The sequence below is a fragment of the Wenzhouxiangella sp. XN24 genome (genome assembly GCF_011064545.1).
Lineage (GTDB): Bacteria > Pseudomonadota > Gammaproteobacteria > Steroidobacterales > XN24 > XN24.
This window is the reverse complement of record NZ_JAAMFG010000034.1, coordinates 67,235-86,783: the sequence shown is the minus strand read 5'-3', so window position 1 is coordinate 86,783 and position 19,549 is coordinate 67,235. Positions and strand designations below refer to the sequence as shown.

Below are 19,549 nucleotides of genomic sequence, written 5' to 3'. Positions count from 1 at the left end.
TGCAGCCGGGGCCGAGTCATGGCTCATCGGTTGGCAGAGCGGATCGCCGCAGCGACCGCAGGGGTCGCCTGGCCGGTCACTTCCATGCCCTGGTCGGATTCGAATCGCACGATGGCGACGGCCGTCTGCTGGTTCATCTCGCCGGTGACCGGTCCCGGGTCGTAACCAAGGTCGGTCAGACCCTGCTGGATGGTGCGCACGAGATCCGGCCCATCATCCAGCAGCGACGGTGCGGCGCTGAAATCGGGGTTGATCACGATGCTGGTGGTGAGCATCACGAACTCCACCGCGCCGCCGGTAGCGAGGCTGCGGGCCTGGTCGATCTTGTCGCCCATCATGCGTTCAATCATGGCCCGCTGGGAGGCCGGCATGCTGGCCAGCTGCCGTTCGTAGTCTTCCAGCTCCGCCAATGCGGTCTGCATTTCGCGTTGCTGCTCGGGCGTGATCATGCCGCCGGTACGCATCACCGTCCGGTACGGCTCATAGAGCTGGCTGCCCGGCACATTCCGGTAGTCCTGGTCCAGGCTTTCGAGAAAGAATTCCCGGGACTCCCCCTCGGCATGCATGATCCCTTCCATGCGCATCTTGCGACGGACGAAGTATTCCTCGTCGATCCAGACCGCGGCATTGTGAAAGTCGATCTGCGTGCCGTCTTCCATGGTCTGGATGACGTTGAGATCATTCATTTCCAGCTTGTAAGTCGGCCGGCCGTCGACTTCCTCGCGACTCGCCAACTCGATCCGGCGCGCCGCCTCTTCGCGTGCACGCGTGATCTCGTCCTTTTTCTGTTCCTCCGTCAGGTCCCTGGCCCGCAAGACGGCAGCGGTATACCTGGACATGCAGGCCGGACCGGTCAGAAAGGTCAGTGGATCAGGGCTCAACCAAGAGTTGTCCAACCACTCTGATGCAAATTCCCCCACCTGTTCCCTGTCCTCCCGCGTGTATGGGCGCACCGCCGGGTCGCGCGGGAATCCAGGTTCAATCTCAATCACCGCGTCCTCGCCTCCCCATATGGCGCACATTTCTGCACCCTGCCAAGCACCTACAACGCCAGGCATCGCTCTAGGGGCATCGTCAATCCCCCCGTCATGATGAACATAACCTCCTAGGAAGCCTAAGCCCGGCACCTCTTGTCGAATCGCCCCGCCGATGGCAAGCAGAGCGTTCGAATACGCTTCCAGCCCGTCGGCCAATTCTTCAGGAGTGATACCCCCTGCCTCCACCTTGCGCCGCCCGATTTCCTCGGGGGGAACCGCCCGGGCAAAGTTCATCCTTTCATCGTCGACGTTCATCGACACGACTTCGAAATACTCCGCGACGCCGGTGCCGTCGCCGAAGCCGGGAATGCTGCCGGGATCCGGCATCATGTCGGTGAGTCCTGGGATATTCCGATTGACCTCATACAACTCCGCGCCGCTGCGCTCGAGGCGCTCGGACTTCGTAACGCCTTCGATCTCGAGTATTTGCGAGCTCGTCAAGTCAGTGGGTGAGTACCCTCTCTCCGCCATCACCTCGAATGAGATGTTGGTGGAGGGCGGCACCTCTGCGCCGAGCACCCCAGCCACGGGAATGCAGCAAAGAAACGCAACCGGGGCGAGTCTTGGGCTCATCAGCGCTCTCCAGGTGAAATGCAGTCTCGCCGGGAAATTACTCCCGGCCTTCAGCATCTAAAGCGCAGCCCAGCGACAAATCCGCCACCGGGAGGCACCAAGGGTTCGTTGCCGGCTATAGCGCAACTCAAGGCTGGCCCTCGCGCATCTGCTCGCAGGCAGCACCCTGATGGCGGTTCGGGCAACGCCAACACGCTTATAGGAAGACCACTACCGAAGAACCTTGACTGAGAGGGACATCACCATGCGCAAGATGACACGCATCCTTGGCCTGGTCGCTTTCATGGCCATGGTGCCGGCCGCGCAGGCCGAGGAGCCGGACGCCCTCGAAGGATTCGAAGGCCTGGTGGTCGGCATGACCGAAGCCGAGCTCCTGGAAGCCTTTCCCGACGGCAAACTGTCTTTCGCCGACAGGAATTTCGACATATACCCGCACCTCGGGGATTTCACGCGCGGCGATGAGGAACTGGAAAACAGGCTGACAGGCGCTGAGATCAGACCGGAAATCGCCGATGAGCGCGACACCTGCCTGGCTTTCCACGACGAGGTCTTGCCGATCCTGGTCGAGCGATTCGGCGAGCCGGATTCCCAGGCCAAGGCGCTCGAATCGGACTGGGCGGTGATCGACTCGAGCTGGGTTATGAAAGACAACGGCATGATCGGCATCGTCGCGCGTTTCGTCGATGCGCGCGGTACATGCGACGCAATGATCGGCTTCAGGGGCTCGAACGTCCGTTAGCTGCGGATCGCAAAGATGAGCAGAAAACACGCGCATCTGGACGTCGAGCAACTCAGCGAGGGCAATATGCTCCCACTCGAGGTTGCCTGGCGTTGGTCCGGCGCGAGCCTTATAGCGATCTTCGGACTGGCCGCCGTATTCCTGGTACTTGCCTTCATGGCCGGCGAACTGATCCCCGAGAATGCGTTCGGCGAACATACGGCCCCGGTCAAGGCGCTCCTGCCGGTGGCGCTGATTGCCGTGGCCTCGCGTCGGCTGTGGTGCGGCCTGGCGGGATGGAAGACTGAGAGCCGCGCCGTGATCGATGGCCGTAGCGTGACCGTCACGACGAAGCGGTGGCTCAAAAGTCACCAGTGGTCAGAGCCCCTCGCCAACTACGACGGTGTGCGCTGGCAGCGCTACAAAATCCAGACGAGCACGCGTGATGTCCCGGTGACACGCGACGAACAGCGTTTCCGGCACGTGATCGAACTGGTCCATCCGGATGAGGCCAAGACAATTCCCCTGGCAGTTAAGACCACCGGCCGGCGCCATGTCTTGGAATACCTGATCGAGCGCGCCACCACGAGAGGGGCAGCCCGTCGATCGGCGCATCACGCAGCCGAAAGTGATCTGCGACCGTTGTGGGAGACACTGGCCGCATCACTGGGTCTCCCCGCCATCGACGCGCGCGATGGCGCCAGCGAGGTTCGCCAGGCCGTCGACCTGGACAAGTCGATCAGGCAAATGGCAGATGAAGGCAGCATTGCAGTCGACTGGAACGATAACGCGCCACCGCCTTCGCTGGCCGTGGAGCAGCGCGGCAGCGCCGACGATCCGGCATCACAGGAGCTGCACTTGACCGTTCATGCCGCCAGCCTTCCCAAGCCGGTGTTCTATATCTTGGGTGGCATGGGCGGTTTCTTCTTGTTTCTGGGTGTATGGAACCTGGAGTTCCGCCCGGTTTTCGCCGGGCTGTTGCTTGGGGGCGTAGCGTTCGGCATCTGGTACCTGCAGCGCAAGAACCCGAACCGAATCATCATCACGCGCAAGGAAGTCCGCCACGAAGATCGGCTGGTGCAACGGCGCAGCTTCGCCCTGCCGTTGTGCGAAATCGAAAGCATCCATGTCCGCGACCGGGACTCCGAATTAACGAATACCCGAACGCTTAAGCTTTCCGGCAAGGAACTGCTGCTGTCCACCGACCGCACCGAACGCGCCATGGGCGCCGGACTGAAAGACGACGAGCTCGAATGGCTTCGTGGCTACCTGGTTGCAGCCATTGCCAAGGCCTGAGGCCGACTGCGTCACCGCGCTCGAAGCTTTACTGGGGATCGCGTCAGTCGAGTTTGCGGGGCCTGGGCCGAATCAGAGCCGGCAGGCGACCTGGTAGATCGGATCCACCGACAACCCCGCCAGCAACGCCCGCGCATCGACCATCCATTGCTGGCCTTCGGTTTCGGCGCCCTGTGCTTCCAGCGCCAGCGCAGCCAGGCAGCGGGCCACGCCGATGGCATAGGCCTGGCTATCTGATGTTCCCAGGATTTCCAGAGCCCCGCGCGCAGCCTGTTCGGCGGCTGCAGGTTCCCCTATCTGCAGGTCCGCATAGGCAAGGGAGATGAGCGGATACGCAGTCATGAAATGCCCGGGCAGCGTTGCGTCGAAGATCTCGTGGGCCTGGCGGTGCAGCGGCACAGCCTCTGCAAAGCGGCCCTGGCGGCCGACCACGGTGCCGAGGTTCTGATACTGGACGGCGACGCTGCGGTGCTCGCGGCCGTACTTCTGCTCGGACAACTCGAGCAGTTCGCGGAACACCTGCTCGGCACGTTCCTGCTCCCCCGCCCTCGTGTGAAGCACGCCGAGGTTGTTCAAGGCCGTCAGCGTTGCACCGTGCTGCCGCCCCAGCCGGGCTTCATAGATGTCGAGCGCGGCGCGAAACTCCCTCGTCGCGGTTTCGAAGTCCCGGTAGTTGGATGCTGCGGTGGCGGCCTGTACATGGATCAACGCCATCGAGAGGCTGTCTGCGCCAAAAAGCTCGTTCGCCAGGGCTCGGGCCTCCTCCAGGAGCGCCGCGGCTTCAGGCGGATCGGGCTCATCGAGCAGGCCGGACAGTGCCGCCAGGGCGTTGATCAGCGGCCGGGAATGCTCCTCAGGCGCTTGTCGCATCTTGGCGATGCCCAGCGCGTAAAGCCGCGCGCTTTCCTCAAAGTTGCCCAGCGCTTCCTGCAGGGCTGCGACGCCGGCCTCCGCGGCGCCCACCCGGGGATGGGATTCCGGAAACAGCCGCTTGGCTAGCGCCAGTTCCTCCTCGCGATAACCCAGCGCCGTATCGTAGTCGCCAATAGCCTGGTGTTGCTGCGCGAGCATCACGAGCCCCGCGAGCGCTTCGCGCGCGTTGTCACCGTGAAGCTCGCGCTTGATCGCCAGCGCCTTTTCACCCAGTTCAATGGCCTCGCGGTGCTGGTCCAGGCTCGCATAGACGCCCGCGATCGAGTCGAGCAGCGAGGCCTGCAGCGCGGGGTCGTCGATGTCCCCCGAACCCAGGCGTGCCACGCCGAGATCCAGCGCCTCGACCACCGTGATACTGCTGCCAAGTTCCGGGTCCGCCGGGGTGAACGGGTCCGGGCTGCGCAGCAGGTCCACCATGAAGTTCTCCGCAGCCTGTGCGCGTCGCTTCTCGAACTCGAGCTGGCGGTTGTAGACGGTCAGTGTGGCCAGGTATCCGGCAACGGCAAGGATCGCTACGGTGATCGCAGGAACCATCCAGGGACGCCGGCGCGCGAGCTTGGCGAAGCGATAGCCGAGGGTGTCGGGGCGGGCCACGATCGGGCGGTGATCGAGATAGCGCTGCAGATCGTCGCGCATGTCGAGCGCGGATGCGTAGCGACGACCGGGATCGTCATGCATGGCCATGCCGATGATGGCATCGAGATCCCCCGTCACTTCACGCCGCAGCTTGCCGTCGTCCAACGACCGGCTCGGGAGCGGTGTCTCAACGTGCCCAGGCAGCCGGAGATCGCGGAACGGACGCTTGCCGGTGATCAGTTCATAGGCCACCAGGCCGACCTGGTAGATGTCCGACGCCGTCGTCACCGGTCGGCCGGCCTGCTGCTCCGGGCTGCCGTAACCAGGCGTAAGCAGCGCAACGCCGGTGCGAGTGAGCGTCCCACCACCCGGCAACGACTCCGGGTCGAGCAGCTTGGAGATACCGAAATCAAGTAACGAAACGTGGCCTTCGGCGTTCACGAGGATATTCGAGGGCTTGATGTCACGGTGGACCACCAGGTGCTTGTGCGCGTGGTGCAAAGCCTCGAGCACCCGCATCAACAACCTGATGCGGCCGCGCAGCTCGACGCCGTTCTCGTCGCAATAGCGGGTGATCGGCAGGCCGTCGACGAACTCCAGCACAAGGTACGGGCGTCCGTCCCCCATGGCTCCACCGTCGAGGATCCGGGCGATCGAGGGATGTTCGAGGGTCGACAGGATCTGGCGTTCGGCCCGGAACCGAGCCACCACGTCATCGGTGTCCAGCCCGCGACGCAAAACCTTGAAAGCGGCCTTCTGATCGAAGTTGCCATCTTCGCGGCGCGCCAGGTAGACGGTGGCCAGGCCGCCCCGGGCCAGGCGCCGGACGAGCCGCCAGTCATCGACACACTGGCCCGACAGGTCCTCACCTGCCGTAGCTTCCTCTCGCAGGACGTCGCGCCACAAACTCTCGCGCGCCGTATCGAATGCGCCGGCAAGCTTTTCGTCAGGGCTGCCCGCGGCGGACAGCAACTTCATAACGCGGCGCTCGAGTTGCGCGTTCCCGGCCGACTCCTCCCGCACGAACCCTGCCCGCTCCCCTGCGGGCTGCAGCAATGCTGCACTGAAAAGCTGATCAGCAATTATGTCGAACGATTTGCTCAATGCTCATCCGGGCCCATCGCTTCCACCAAGTATGCCCGGGCGCGTTGCACGTCGCGTTCGACGGTGCGGACGGACATGCCCAGCGCCTCCGCCGTATCGTCGATGCTCAGGCCGGCGAAGTACCGGCACTCGATAATCTGCTCCAGCCGCGGGTCGATCTCAGCAATATCCTTCAAGGCGTTATCCAGCGCCAGAACCGCCAGGCTGTCGTCACCTCCTTCGACGCGGCTCTCTTCGAGTTCGAGCAGGACATTGCCGCTGCCGCGCTTGTCGGCCCGTTTCCTGCGGGCGTGGTCCACGAGCAGGTGACGCATCACCGCCGAAGCGGCGCGCAGGAAGTGCTTGCGATCGTCCCAGCGTCCTGCGCCGGACGCCATGCGGACATAGGCCTCGTGCACGATCGCCGTCGTGTTGAGCGTATGGCCCGGTTGCTCGCGGGTCAGCTGGAAATGCGCGAGTCGCTTCAGCTCCGGATAGACGACCGCAACAAGGTCGCCGAAGGCATCCGGCTCATGCCGATCCACCCGTGCGAGCAATTCGTGAATCCGCTCGTATTTCTCTGCGCTGTCGTCGCCCATCCCCGCCCTTCCGGCAAGTCTGCCGTCCCTGCACGCGCGCCACGCCTCAATGCCCGACGATACCATCGATCATCATCGGACATCGCTGCACCTTCAACCCCCAGCGGTCGGTCGGGCCCGTGCTCAGGCCATCGTGGCTTCTTGCTCGGTGTGGGCCGTCGCCCAGTAGCCACCGATGCGCTTGCGGAACACCTTGGGTTTTTCGGCATAGATCCGGCGCCCCAGCCATTCAGCCTCGTCCCGGAGCTGGATGCTGCGCTGACGCATCAGGGCGTCCAGCACCTCCAGCCGTCCCTCGTCGGGGTCGTTAGCCAGGCCGTCCTTGAGCACCTTCTCCAGGATCGCGAAGTCGTGATCGTCGCCGAGCAAGTCACCCAGCCTCTTGACCTCTTTGCGGGTGCACTTGAAGACCTGCGGCCAGATCGGGCGCAGCAACCGCAGGTGATAGCGAAGATACTTCGCGCGCTTGCGCCAGTCGTGGAACGTCTCGACCTCGGGATCTCCGCAGGCGACGTCCATGGCCTTGCGGCCACGCGCGTAAGTCTTCGTCAATCCACCCTGCAGGAGACCAAAGCCGCCCTTGCCGTGCTTCGCGTCGTCCGCCGGGAGACGCCAATCCGCTACGCGCTTGCGCGCCGCGCGCATCTGCTCGCCGAAGGCCTCCAGCCGGGCGTCGAGATCGCCCTGGTGCTCGGCGAGGTGCTGCTTGTGCATCGTGAGCGCTCGCCGCACCGGTGCCAGGCCCTGTCGATCCACCTCGCCCTCGAAAGCGTTCAGCAGCGCATCATAGGACTCGCTGGCCGCCTCTGCGTCGCGGATCCCGGACAACGCCGCCGCGGCATCGCGGAAATACTTGTTTTCGGCCTTGTACAGCTTCGGCACCTGCGGACGAATCAGGCGCAGCAGCCCGCGCAGCTTCTTGCAGTCCTTGCGGACCTCGTGGACCACCTCATGGGGATCGCGGTCCGGCGCCTCGATCCGGGCGATGGCGTCATCGATCAGCTCAGTGGCGATGCGACGCACGCCGACATCGATGGGCTCGTTGATTTCCAGTTGATAGTTCATGGCAGTACTCCTTTTTTTCAGTATAGGAGATGCCTTGAACCGGTCGCGCCACGCGGCTCGACGGCCCGCCATGCCTCGGCACGGCCATGCCTCGGCACGACGAGGCGTGACGCTGACGACTACAGGGCACGCAACGCGGTCGTTACCGGCTGGCGCGCCGCGCGCCACGCGGGGAGCAGTCCGCCGAGGAACCCGATCACCAGGGCCCAGGCGATGCCCTGCAGGAGCAACTCTCCGGTGACGCGAAAATCGAAGGCGACCTGGCTGAAGTTGGCTCCCAGTGTCGAGACGGTGTAGCCGTTGAACAACAGCCACGCGAGGCTGCCCCCGAGCACTCCGCCGATCACGGCCAGCAGCAAAGCCTCGAGCAATACCGAGGCGACGATCGCCCCGCCGCCGAAGCCGAGCGCCCGCAGCGTCGCGATTTCCCGCGCGCGCGTGGAGACCGCCGCATACATGGTGTTTAACGCGCCGAACAATGCACCGATGGCCATGATGTAGCCAATGGCGTAACCCAGCACGTTGATCAGCATGCTCATCTGCCGCGACTGCGCGGCGTAGTAGGCGCGCAACGTCTGGGCCTCGACGTTCAGGCGCGGATCATCCGCGAGGGCGGCCTGGAACGCCTCGAACGCCGCCGCATCCTCGAGCTGCACGGTCACCGACTGGAAGCCGCCACGCCGATAGGCCGACATCACGGTCTCGGCGTCGCCCCACAACTCGGACTCGTGGGCGCCGCCGCCCGCGGAGAAGATCCCGACCACCGTCCAGTCAGCATCCCGGAACGCGAGCCGCGCACCGACCTCCACCCCCTCGAACTGGCTGGCGGCGCCGCGCCCGACGATGAGTTCCCGCGGGCCGGGCTCGAAGTTCCGTCCCGCGACGATCTCGACTTCCGGTCGGAGCTCGAAGGCGCCGGGTTGCACACCCCTAATGGGGGCGTTGGCGAGCGTCCCGGTGCCCCGCTTGGGCAAATCCGCGATCACCAGGATCTCCGCGGAGGCGATCGGCTGGCCGTCGCCCCCCCGCGCCACGCCGGCCGAGCGCGCAATCAGGTCCACCGATTCGCGCCCCAGCCCGCTGGTCAACTCCGAGGTGGCGCCACTGCGCAACACGATCGCCTGGTCTTCCTTGCCCGCGGCGCCGAGCGTGGCGCGGAAGCCCTCGCCCATCGCGAGAATCGCCGTCAGCACGCCGACGACCCCGGCAATGCCGACGACGATGACCAGCGAAGTGCTCCAGCGTTGCGGCACGCTGCGCAGGTTCATGAGTGACACGGCCGCGACTTGTTTTAGTGCGTTCATCAACCGTCCCTCCTACTGGTGTCCGCCGAGCGCATCGACGACTTTCAGGCGCATGGCGCGCACCGCCGGCGGCAGGCCGACGATAAGGCCAAGCGCGATCATCAGGACCACGCCCGTCAGCACTACTGAAGTGCTGATGCCCTGCACACCGAATCCCGCCAGCGCTGCGCTGAGCGCACCGAGTGCGCCGGCAGCCAGCGCCAGGCCGACGAGCCCGCCGAGCAGGATGAGCGCCAGCGCCTCCGCCACCACCAGGCCCAGCACCGCCCGATCGCTAAACCCGAGGGTCTTGAGAATCGCCAGCTCGGGAATCCGCTCACGCACCGCCTGCGCCATCGTGTTCCCGGTCAACACGAGGATAGTGAAGAACACCGCGCCGAGGATCGAGGTGACGATCAGGCCGACGTCGCCGAACTGGCGCGCGAACCCTTGCGCGAACGCCTTCTCGGTCTGCGTCTTGGTCTCGTTGGTGGAATTGGCGAACAACGCGTCTACCGTCTGCGCGACGTTTTCCGCCAGGTCGGGGTCTTCCACCTGGATGATGAACCAGCCCACAGTACCGCGGCCAAACTGGCGAGCCTCGTCGAAATACTCCCACTGAAACAAAAAGGCGCCCTCGTTCTGTTCCGATTCCGGGCTGCTGAAGATCCCCACGATCTCGAAGTTCCAGTCGTTGTTGCCGCCACGCTGCGGCCAGATGTCCGCCACCAGCGTCACGCGCTCCCCGATCTCCCAGCCATTGCGCTCGGCCAGCGAGCGCCCGACGACGGCACCATCGCGTGTCTCGCGCCAGCGTTCGAGTTGCGCGGGCGGCAGCTCGATCTCCGGCGCGGTGCTCAGGTAACGCTCCGGTTCGACCGGGAACACGGCGAACTGCACCGGCCGGTCCTGGTAGGAACCGCCGAACCAGCTGGCAAACGAAACTTCCTTGACGCCGGGGACCGACTCGATCTGCGGCAGGTAGCTGATCGGCAGCATCTCGATAATCGAATAGCGCGAGTTCGTGATCAGCCGGTCGGCCCGCGCCTGTTCGGCGCCCGCGCTGAACGCCTCGTTGACGGACTGCAGCAGGCCGAACAGCAGAAAAGCCACGACCACCGACAACAGGGTGAGCACGGTGCGGACTTTCTTGCGGAACAGGCCGGCCCAGACCAGGTGGAAGTATTTCATCTCAGGCCGCCGCCTCGTCCGGCACCAGGCTGCCCTTGTCGAGCCGCACCAGGCGCCGTGCATGCTCGGCCGCCTTCGGGTCGTGGGTCACCATGACGATGGTCTTGCCGTGCTCGCGATTCAGCATCTGCAGCAGCTCGAGGATCTCGTCCGCGGTCTCCCGATCGAGATCCCCTGTGGGCTCGTCGCACACCAGCAGCGACGGATCGGAGACGATGGCGCGGGCGATGGCGACACGTTGTTCCTGGCCGCCGGAAAGCTCGCGCGGCTTGTGCTGCGCTCGGTCCGCAAGGCCGACGAGCTGCAATGCCACGCCCGCGTTCTTGCGCCGCTGTGCCGCGGACAGCCGGGTCAGCAACAGTGGCAACTCGACGTTGCGCTGCGCACTGAGCACCGGCAGCAGGTTATAGAACTGGAACACGAAGCCGACATGGGCGGCCCGCCAGCGCGCCAGCGCGCCGCTACTCATGCGCTCGAGCGACTGGCCATCGACGTTGATTGTGCCCGAGGTCGGCGAGTCGAGTCCGCCGATCAGGTTCAGCAACGTCGTCTTGCCGGAACCCGAGGGGCCCATCAGGGCAACGAAATCGCCGCGCTCGATGTCGAGGTCCACCGCGTGCAGCGCTTCGACTTTCTGCTTGCCGCGAGTGTAGACCTTGGTCAGGCCGCGAATCTCGATCAATGCACTCATGTCTCTACCTGCCTGTTATTCCAGTCGTACCCTGTCCCCGTCGGCGAGATCCGCGGGGGGTTGCAGAACCACGCGCTCGCCGCTGCGCAGGCCGTCGAGCACCGGCCGGAGTTCGCCGCGTGCCACCCCGACACGCACGGCGCGACGCGCGACGCTTTGGCCCTCGTCGCCGGGCTGGAGAACGAAAACGAACGACTCGCCGCCCTCTTCCACCACCGCACCGGACGGCACCCGCAGCGTCGCGCCCGCCGTTGCCGCATCGCTCGCGGCACTCTCTCCCTCTCCCAGGAAAGCCACCCGCACGCCCATGTCGGGCACGATTCTCTCGTCGCGCTCCAGGATCGCTATGCGCACTCGCACCGTGGCACGGCTGCGGTCCGCCGTCGGGATGATGGCGATGACCTCTGACGGGACGCGCCATTCCGGATAGGCGTTCAGCGTCGCCTCGACACGCTGCCCGGGATGCACCCGCTGGATGAACGACTCGTTGACGTCCACCTGGATCTCCAGCGAGTCCATGTCCACGATGGTGCCGATGCCGGTGCGGGTAAAGCCGCCACCGGCGGAGACCGGCGAAATCATCTCGCCCGGCTGGGCCGCCTTGACCGTCACGATCCCGGCAAACGGGGCGCGGATCACGGTGTTGTCGAGTCGGACCCGCGAAAGTTCCAGCGAGCGCCGCGCCACCGTGACGCCTGTCGCGGCGCTGTCGAGTCGCGCCGCGAGCGCATCGACCTCGGTGCTGGCCGCATCCACGGCGGCCTGCGAAGCCAGGCCCCGCCCCGCGAGGTCGCGCTGCCTTTCGAGATCGCGGCGCGCGTTGCTCAGCTGGGCCTCGATCTCCGCGAGCTGGGAGCGCGCCGACTCGAGCTGCGCCTCGGCGAGCGCCACCTGGGCGCGCCACTCGGTGTCATCGATCGTGGCCAGCACCTCGCCCGCGGCGACCTGCATGCCCTCCTCGATCAGCACGGTCTCGACCTTCCCGGTCACCTGCGCCGACACGGTGGCGATGCGCCGGGCGGTGACGTAGCCCGTGGCATCCAGCACCGAGCGGGCCGCGTCGGTCGTGCCGGCCGACTGCACCGTGGCGACGCGCACGAGCACGGCTTCGTCCGCCCTCGTCGCCCAGAGATACGCAGCCACGAGGACCGCAGCCAGCAGCGCAAGCGCGAGCAGCAGCCACCATCCAGCCCGCGAGCCCCCGCCAGGGGGTGGCTCGCGATCGATGCGCAGTTCCTTGAGCAGCTCGGCTTTGTCCATGACGGCCTCGATTCTAGCAGCAGGCATTGTCCGTCATGTTGCGGTCCGCGAGGGAGTGCCATTCGTCATGGGGTGGATGTGACGATTGTCACTGCCGAACCGATTCCCCGCCAAGTTCTCCCACCTCCAGCAAGAAAAGCGCGCCCGCCACCCGCCTTTTCGCTGGACCAAGCTGCACAGGCAGTGCCATTCATCATGCGGTTCCGAGCTTCCCCTCGGCGCTATTAATTGTTAAACAGGGTTATCGGCGATGTGCCAGCGACAGGGACGGACGTTGTGAAACCAATCAGCCTGGGGCACGCATGCCTGCTCGTAACCAGTGCATTTGCTGCAGCCGGAATTGCGGCGGAAGAAACATCGCCGGATTCAACACAACTGGAAACGGTCGTCGTGACCGCGCAGAAACGCGGCGCCGAGAACCTGCAGGATGTCGCAATGAGCGCATCCGTCATCTCTGGAGAGATGATCGACCGGCAGGGGCTGGTGGGCATGGACGATTATCTGCGCACCATCCCCGGGGTCACTTATTACGAGTTCGGCGCCGGCCGCTCGAGCATCGTGATTCGCGGAATTTCCGCCGACCCGCAGGAGAGTGCCCAGACCACGGGCACCTACATCAACGAGACCCCGATCACGAGCCTCGGCGATTTCGGCAACAGCAGCCCCGAACTGAAGCTGGTGGACGTCGAAAGGGTGGAGATCCTGCGCGGCCCGCAGGGGACGCTCTACGGCGCCAGCTCGGTGGGCGGCACCGTGCGGATCATCACCGCGCAGCCGCGCCTCGATGCGTTCAGCGGCAGCGTCGCCACGACCCTGTCGTCGACCGGCGACCCGGGCGGCACCAACTACCACGGCGAGGGCATTCTGAACATGCCGCTCGTGGAGAACGTGTTCGCCGTCCGGGCGGTAGCCTACAGCTATGAGAACAGCGGCTACTACAAGAACATCGCGGCCAGTGATCCCGTCAAATCGGCCAGCGCCGCGCGCACCGGAGCGCTGGCCCTGGACCGCGATGACGTGGGCAACTCCAGCTTCAGGGGCGGGCGCGTATCCGCGCGCTGGGTTCCCTCCAGCAGGCTCGACGTCGAGCTCATGGTGCTGGGCCAGAGCATCGAACAGGACGGCAATCCCTATGCGGATCTCGAACTGGGCGGCTTCCGGCAAGCCCGCTACTCACGCGTCAGCACACGCCGGGGCGAATACACGGAAGATGACCTCGGGATATCGAACCTGGTCGTGAATTACGACGCCGACCGGTTCGCGTTCACGTCCTCGACCTCATGGATTGGCTACGAAAACACCCAGGACTGGGATGTCGGCCAGTTCTGGACCTTCCTGTATGAGGACGATGCACCGATTTTCATCCGGAACGACACCGACTCGGACTCTTTCATACAGGAATTCCGCGTCACCTCGGAATGGAATCACCCGGTCAATTTTCTTGCCGGAGCGTACTACGAGGACCTGGACCAGACAGGCGCTCAGATCGTCGAATGGGACGGCGACCCCGCGCTCGACCCGTTCGCGGGGGCGTTGATTTTCGACGGAACGTTCCGCACCCAAAGAGAGCAACTGGCGTTCTTCGGCGAACTGTCCTGGGATATCACTCCCGCGCTGTCGGCCACCGTCGGCGCGCGGCGGTTCGACTACGACACCGAGAGCACGGAGTTTGGCGAAGGCCTGGTGGCGGGAGACGGCTTCGCGCTCGATTCCGAATCGCGCGAAAGCGGCGAAAACTACAAGGTCAATGTTTCCTATGCGCCCGCCGACGAATCGCTCTACTACGCGCAATGGGCGCAGGGCTTCAATCCCGGCTACCCGTTGTCCTCGGCCGGGTCCAATTGTGATATCGACGGGGACGGACTGCTTGACGGGATCGGCCTGGCGCCACAGGACCAGGTCCTGGCCGACACGCTGAACAGTTACGAAATCGGCAGCGCACTCAGTTTTGCCGGTGGACGGATCCTGCTGCGCACCGCGGCTTACTACAACGAGTGGAAGGACTTCCCGATCCTCCTGGTCGCCGACTGCGCGGTGGGTTTCTTGTTCAACGCCGGCGAGGCAAGCACGAGAGGCGTCGAACTCGAGGGCAGCGCGCTGTTGGACGCACAATGGCGCCTCGACTTCAGCGCCGCCTATACGCAGGGCGAACTGACGTCTGACGCCCCGGGGTTGGGCGTGGACGGCGATCGCTTGCCGGGCACTCCGGAGTACACCGCGAACCTGGGACTCCAGTTCGACACGCTGCTGCGTGGCCTGCCCGCCTACGCGCGCGCCGACCTGGCTTATGTCGGCGGCTTCTACAACAACCTGCAGGAGGAAGGCGAGGAAATCGGGGATTACACGACGCTCAACCTGTCGGCCGGTCTGCGCCTGGGACGCTGGGACCTGCAACTCTTTGTCCACAACGTGACCGACTCGGATGGGACCACCTGGATCTATCGCTTCGATGAGTATCCATCCGCCTTCCTGCTGAGACCGCGCACCGCCGGCGTCAAACTGCGCTACCACCTGGGTAGGCAGCGCTGAGTCGGCTCAGGCAGATGAGCTCAGGCGTGGCGGCTCAGGCGTGGCGGCTCAGGCGGCGCGGCTCAGGCGGGTGGACTCGGCCGGCCGCCCCCGACTTCGCCGGCGCGGCTGACAAGATCGCTCTCGATGGCCGCCGCGTCGGCCTCAGAGATCCCCAGCGAGTCACGCAGGTGGCCCAGCAGCACGCGCTCCTTCGCCGAGATGCCGCCTTCCCGCAATGCGTCGCTCAGCGCTGACTCATACACCTGCAACTTGCGGAATATCGTGTACTCGGGCGTATTCCGGGTGTTCGGCATCGCAGCTCCCGCGACCCGCTCGGCAAAGCGCTGCAGCGGCGCCAGGAAAAACACCACCACGGCTGCCGCCAGCAGGCCGCCCCAGTCACCCAGTTCCGTCGAAAAAAAGCGATCGGCTCCCTCGGACACGATGTAGAGGATCGCCACGACGAGGCCGGCCAGGGTGGACTGCTTGAGTGTCCAGCGCAGCCTGAGGTCCAGGTCGAACAAGTGTGTGCGGAGGATTCCGTAAGCGATGATCGGGACGTAAAGCAGCGTACCCAGACGGTAGAACAGGTCGAGATAAAACGCGTAGCCGGCCCCTTCCTCAGCCAGGATTATCCCGCCCCAGACGATCCCGGTCGCCACGGCATAGACGGAAAACCAGCAGATATCCCTGAAACCGAAGGCAAGCGCGAATACCCCCGCGCGCGTGCGAGCGACGCCTGGCTTGGATACGGCCCAGGCATGGACCGAGGCCACGAGGGCGTACAGGAAAAGCGATGCCATCATTGCGTACAGCAGCGTCATTCCGAGCTGGTAGGGCGTCGAAACGACCGCAACGAACAACCCGGCCGCGAAGACGCCCAGGCCGACTTGAGCCCCGCGGGTCGAGAACGGGCGGGTCAATTTCGTCTGCAACGACGCCGCGAGGAACGGCGGATACAGCGCCAGCATCACGCAATCGAAAAACGTGTGGGCATGGAAACTGAACGTGTCGAAGACGGACCCGGCCACGCGCGCAGCGAACTCGGGCGCCAGGAAATCGAACCAAATCCCGGTGGTCAGCAGGGCGAAGCCTTCGACAGTGAGCAGAAGCGCCAGCTTGCGCGCGACGCTGCCGGGCATGCCGACCCGCATGAGCACGAACGCGAGCGCCCAGCACAGCGTGACGGAGGCCAGCCCGAAAATAGCCCACGGCGTTACCTGGAACACGAGATCACGCCAGCCCGAGGCGGGCCGATCCGAAGCGGCTCTTGATTTCTTCTTCCATGGCCTCGGCGTCGGCCGCTGGAATCTCGAGCGAGTCACGCAACCGGTTCAGCAGCGATCGCTCCTTGGAAGAAATACCGTTTTCGTCCATTGCCTCGATCAGTGCTTCTTCGTATACCCGCATCTTGCGCGAGCGCTGGTACTCGGGCGTGTTCTGCGTATTGGGCATCAACAGGCCGACCACTTTTTCCGCGAAAGCCTGCAAGGGCTTCAGGAACAGCAATGCCACCGCGGCCGCAATCAGGCCCCAGCTGTCCCCCAGCTCGGCGGACACGAGCATTTCCGCACCCTCAGAGATGGCGAAGGTGATCGCCAGGACTGCCGCGGCAAAGGTCGATTGCTTGAGCGTCCAGCGAACCTTGAGATCGATGTCGAACGTCTTTGCCTTGAGGATGCCGTGGGCGATTAGCGGTACCGCGAGGAGCGTGCCGAGCGCATAAACGATCTTCCCCGCCCAGAAAACGGGGGACTCATCCAAGGGCACGTTTACCTGGATGGTCCAGAACGCCGCGGCATAGCTGAACCCCCAGCAGATGTCCCGGATGCCGAACGCGATGGCGAAGACCCGGGCGCGCGTGCGCGCGATACCCGGCTCCGCTATCCGCCAGGCGTGAATCGACACCACGAGGGCGTACAGGAACAGCGCCATGATCGCGGCGTACAGCACCGCGCTGCCGAACAACGAGTTCCAGAGGGCCTTGGTGACCACCGTGCCGATGGCCATCAGGACGCCCGCGACCGCGATCGTGATGCGCAGGCTCTTGCGTCCGAAGGGGCGTGTCAGGCGGGTTCGCAGCGCCGCGGCGAGGAAGGCCGGATAGAGCGCGATCATGCCGGCGTCGCCGAGATGGTGCACGATGAAATTGGCTATCTGGAACGCCACCGGGATGTTGTTGTTGAACCACTGGTCCGAGATCTCATCCCCGGCCAGGACGAACCAGATGAATCCCCCGGTGACGAGGGTGATGCCCTCGATGACGAGCAGCCAGGCGAGCTTGCGCGCCACGGTGCCGGGCGCTCCGACGCGGAACAGCACCACTGAAAGGGCCCAGCACGCCGCGACAGCGACGAAGCCCAGGATGCCGACCCATGTGGCGTACGGCATTGCGACCCCTTTCTCGCGTGCGTACGTGCGGATGCCAGCACCGCTCCGATCCCGCGGTGCGGGCCCAGTATATGCGACGTTGTCGGCTCAGCAAGCCAGGGGATGCGGCTGCAGCGTCTCGGCGCGCTGCGGGAACGCGGTTTGCAGCAACTTCGATGGTTGGAAACGTATGCGCCCGGCGCCGGTTCCCCGGCGCCGGGCGCATACAAAATTACGGGGTGACGTCAGTGATTCGACCGCTGCCACCTTCCGGATAGTCCACCGCCAGGATGGCGCCCTCGAGCCCACCGTCGGCAGCCGGCGAAACCACGTAGTTGAGCACCGCCTGCTGGTAGCTTACGCCGATGTTGGTGAATGGCGCGCCGCGGTAGGGATACTGGTCCCCGCCACGCGCGAGGAAGTCGATCGTCGCGATGGCGATATCCGCGCCGGCCTGGACCACGCCGTTGGCCACGATGACCGTGCCGTCGTCGAGCGACAGGTCCACTATGCGGCTGCCCGGCGTGATGACATTGCCATCAGCGTCCAGGATCTGCGCCGTCCCGTCACGGTCGAAGCTGAAGGAGAAGCCCGCGACCTGGGCGAAGCGGCCGTCGCCGTTCTCGATGCGCGATACGGCGTTCTCCATGACTTCCTTGAACTGGGCGCGCGGGATCTCGATGATCGAGACGAAGTTGGAGAACGGCACCATGTCGAAGGTGTCGAGTTCGTTCAGGCCCGCCGAGGCGCAGGGAATGACGTCGTTGTTCCTGATACCGCCGCCGTTCTGGATTCCGACGACCGGCACGGGCGCACCGAAGCCGGCCGCGAGCTGCTGGCTCTGCCAGAGCAGGGCATCCGCGATGAGGCTGCCCTCGTTGGTCTCGGAGTTCCGCACGCCGGGGGTGACGATGGCGAACGGGGTGCTTGTCACCTGGCCGCGCGTGCCATCGAGATCGACCTCGCAGCTGGCCGGCGTGACGATGAGATTGGCGGCCAGGTCGGCCTGGAAAGCCGCCACGGGCTCGACGACCTGCTGGAGGATGAACGGGTCCGGGAACACCGCGTCAGGCTCCGCGCCGCCGGCCACTCGCACGACGCCGCTCGCATCGTCGATCTCGAGGATCTCGCCTTCGTAATCGAAATGCACCACGAGACGACCGATGTACTCGTAGTCCCCGGACGTGGTTACGACCGGCACTTCGCGGCCGTCCGCATCCGTCGCGACCAACGGATACGTCCCCGAGGCGGTGTCGCCGGGAACCAGGAGATCGTCGTCATTGGCAAGCAGTTCGTCACCGCCACCGGCGATGACGATGTCGATGCCGCCGGTCAGCCCGGCGATAAGGCTGAGCTCCTCGTCAATGCTCTGCAGGTGCGAGATGAGCACGAGCTTGTCTACGCCCGCGGCGGTCAGCGCATCGATCTCAGCCTGCACCGCCGCAGCCACGTCGCCGATGATGATGTCTCGCGGCGAGCTGATGAACGGCAGTCCTTCGGTGGTCGCGCCGATGATGCCGACCTCTTCGCCTGCGGTCTGGACGACGACGCTCGAGGCGATCCTGCCGGCCGCGACGAGGGCCTGCAGCTCGGCAGTCTCATTGCTGAAGTCGAGATTGGCGCTGAGAAACGGCACCTGGCTGCCGACGTGGTCGCCGATGAAGTCGGCCATGCGATCCGGTCCGAAGTCCAGGTCGTGGTTGCCGATGGCCATGGCATCGAAACGGAGATAGTCGAGCGCAATGGCATCGTAGATCCGGCCGCCCGCATCGTGGTTCTCGAAGCCCGCGGTGATGGCCGGACTGGCGAGGAAGTTGTCACCGGAGGTCACCGTGATCGCGCCGCGCGGCGTGTCGTTGCCGGGATCGAATGCGGTCGCTTCATCGCGGAGCTGCAGCAACCGGGCGCCGAAGCGATCGAGACCGCCAAAGTCGGTGTCGCTGATGACCTTCGATTCGCCGTCGTTGGCATGCAGGATCGAAAGCGTGAACGCGACAGCGCTGGTCTCGCACGTGATCGTCGTGGTGGCCTGTACTTCCCCGGCGTCGAGGGCGTTGTTGCGGTTCGTATCCAGGCCGGTCTGCAAAGCCAGCCCCCCGCCCGGGCACTGGGCGTCGCCGATTGGAATTTCGATCGTGTTACTGAGCGAGTTGAAGCCGGCGTCGCCCGCCGGGCCGGGTCCTCCCGCTGGTCCGGGCGCACCCGCGGCCCCCGGCGTTCCGTCAGCGCCGTCGGCGCCTGGGGCGCCTGCAGCGCCATCGTCACCCTCGCAGGCGGTAAGTAATAATGTTGCCGCAAGCGCCAGCGCGACGTTGCGAAGAGAATTCGGCGCGTCGGGGAACACGATCGAGGCCATGTGTCTT

Annotated in this window: 14 protein-coding genes; 3 read left to right on the top strand and 11 right to left on the bottom strand. The window is 65.0% G+C overall.

All coding sequences use genetic code 11. The annotated features are described in order from the left end of the window. Positions 1 to 23: 23 nt before the first annotated feature. Positions 24 to 1,610, bottom strand: coding sequence for a peptidoglycan-binding domain-containing protein (locus tag G6032_RS08095; protein ID WP_165281645.1), 1,587 nt, complete (start codon positions 1,608 to 1,610; stop codon positions 24 to 26). Between the two features lie 244 nt (positions 1,611 to 1,854). On the opposite strand from G6032_RS08095, the gene G6032_RS08090 reads away from it, so the two are divergent. Beyond that, positions 1,855 to 2,349 carry a hypothetical protein gene (locus tag G6032_RS08090; RefSeq protein ID WP_165281644.1) on the top strand — a complete coding sequence of 165 codons (495 nt, stop codon included), beginning with the start codon at positions 1,855 to 1,857 and terminating at the stop codon, positions 2,347 to 2,349. A 15-nt stretch (positions 2,350 to 2,364) separates the two neighbouring features. After that, entirely contained in the window at positions 2,365 to 3,624 is a 1,260-nt protein-coding gene (locus tag G6032_RS08085) for a hypothetical protein (protein ID WP_165281643.1), read from the top strand. Between the two features lie 72 nt (positions 3,625 to 3,696). Here the strand turns inward: G6032_RS08085 and G6032_RS08080 are convergent, their stop codons facing one another. The 7 genes from G6032_RS08080 to G6032_RS08050 form a co-directional block, all read right to left on the bottom strand. Beyond that, complete coding sequence (locus G6032_RS08080) at positions 3,697 to 6,237, bottom strand: serine/threonine-protein kinase (protein WP_165281642.1); 2,541 nt, start codon at positions 6,235 to 6,237, stop codon at positions 3,697 to 3,699. Then, positions 6,234 to 6,815, bottom strand: a complete 582-nt coding sequence (locus G6032_RS08075) for an ECF-type sigma factor (RefSeq protein ID WP_165281641.1) — start codon at positions 6,813 to 6,815, stop codon at positions 6,234 to 6,236. The genes G6032_RS08080 and G6032_RS08075 overlap by 4 nt, the downstream gene beginning before the upstream one ends. Before the next feature lie 123 nt (positions 6,816 to 6,938). Then, positions 6,939 to 7,880, bottom strand: a complete 942-nt coding sequence (locus G6032_RS08070) for a CHAD domain-containing protein (protein WP_165281640.1) — start codon at positions 7,878 to 7,880, stop codon at positions 6,939 to 6,941. Positions 7,881 to 7,999: 119 nt separating this feature from the next. Next, positions 8,000 to 9,184 carry an ABC transporter permease gene (locus tag G6032_RS08065; RefSeq protein WP_165281639.1) on the bottom strand — a complete coding sequence of 395 codons (1,185 nt, stop codon included), beginning with the start codon at positions 9,182 to 9,184 and terminating at the stop codon, positions 8,000 to 8,002. A gap of 12 nt (positions 9,185 to 9,196) precedes the next feature. Beyond that, positions 9,197 to 10,354 carry an FtsX-like permease family protein gene (locus G6032_RS08060; RefSeq protein WP_165281638.1) on the bottom strand — a complete coding sequence of 386 codons (1,158 nt, stop codon included), beginning with the start codon at positions 10,352 to 10,354 and terminating at the stop codon, positions 9,197 to 9,199. A 1-nt stretch (position 10,355) separates the two neighbouring features. After that, positions 10,356 to 11,045, bottom strand: a complete 690-nt coding sequence (locus G6032_RS08055) for an ABC transporter ATP-binding protein (RefSeq protein ID WP_165281637.1) — start codon at positions 11,043 to 11,045, stop codon at positions 10,356 to 10,358. A 15-nt stretch (positions 11,046 to 11,060) separates the two neighbouring features. Then, positions 11,061 to 12,305: an efflux RND transporter periplasmic adaptor subunit gene (locus G6032_RS08050; RefSeq protein ID WP_206211890.1), complete on the bottom strand. Its 1,245-nt coding sequence runs from the start codon at positions 12,303 to 12,305 to the stop codon at positions 11,061 to 11,063. 390 nt (positions 12,306 to 12,695) lie between these two features. Here G6032_RS08050 and G6032_RS08045 point away from each other — a divergent pair, with 390 nt between their 5' ends. Further along, entirely contained in the window at positions 12,696 to 14,834 is a 2,139-nt protein-coding gene (locus G6032_RS08045) for a TonB-dependent receptor (RefSeq protein WP_165281635.1), read from the top strand. 62 nt (positions 14,835 to 14,896) lie between these two features. Here the strand turns inward: G6032_RS08045 and G6032_RS08040 are convergent, their stop codons facing one another. From G6032_RS08040 to G6032_RS08030, 3 genes are all read right to left on the bottom strand, one after another. Further along, complete coding sequence (locus tag G6032_RS08040) at positions 14,897 to 16,045, bottom strand: hypothetical protein (RefSeq protein WP_165281634.1); 1,149 nt, start codon at positions 16,043 to 16,045, stop codon at positions 14,897 to 14,899. Positions 16,046 to 16,049: 4 nt separating this feature from the next. Next, a complete protein-coding gene (locus G6032_RS08035) occupies positions 16,050 to 17,207 on the bottom strand; it encodes a hypothetical protein (RefSeq protein WP_165281633.1) in 1,158 nt (385 codons plus the stop codon). Between the two features lie 211 nt (positions 17,208 to 17,418). Beyond that, positions 17,419 to 19,542, bottom strand: a complete 2,124-nt coding sequence (locus G6032_RS08030; protein WP_165281632.1) for a 5'-nucleotidase C-terminal domain-containing protein — start codon at positions 19,540 to 19,542, stop codon at positions 17,419 to 17,421. Positions 19,543 to 19,549 lie beyond the last annotated feature (7 nt).